1 protein-coding gene is annotated in these 569 nt (G+C 53.1%); it reads right to left on the bottom strand.

The genetic code is table 11. The annotated features are described in order from the left end of the window. Window positions 1–549, bottom strand: a 549-nt coding sequence (locus tag B4F73_RS06715) for a hypothetical protein (protein WP_290482816.1), incomplete at its 3' end; no start/stop codon positions are given. Window positions 550–569 lie beyond the last annotated feature (20 nt).

Here is a 569-nt window from a genome sequence, read left to right on the forward strand (position 1 = left end):
CGCGGCTTCAAATGTCCCTGCCTTGAGCGCCGCCAACAATTTATGACTCTGCGAATCATCTGCAATAGACTCTGCAAGCGGCATTTCCGGTGTGAAGAATGCTGGGTTTCCGACATTGGCTGGGTAGCTAGCGATCCAGCTGGCAGCGGTCTCCGACAGTGCTGATGATCTGCAGGTGGACGGCAACAGGCCCCAGACCTGTGCTCTGCATTCGAAAGCGCACCAATCTCCGAGCGGCGTCGACATGAGAATCGTCAGCAAACCTGCATTCACCCCAGCACCCGAGATGGCTTTGAACAAGCGGTCCTGTATCGAAGATATATCTGGCGCGATTTGCCACGCTAGTTGGCTCTTAAGCAAACTTCGATGCCAAAGGGTTTGAACTTGTGATTTGGAAATATCGTGGCGAAAAAGAAAACTCGGATCCTTCGCGACCACCTTAGCGCCTGCTTCAATGACCAGGTCATTGTCCAGACTCGTCGCGCTAGTGACAATAACTTCGTCTGGCAAAGCTAACAGACAATATTCGATAGCGGTGTCGCCGTACACAGAATGATCCCGGCCGCAGG

Origin of the sequence: Hyphomonas sp. UBA3601 (assembly GCF_002375605.1) — a bacterium.
GTDB lineage: Bacteria > Pseudomonadota > Alphaproteobacteria > Caulobacterales > Hyphomonadaceae > Hyphomonas.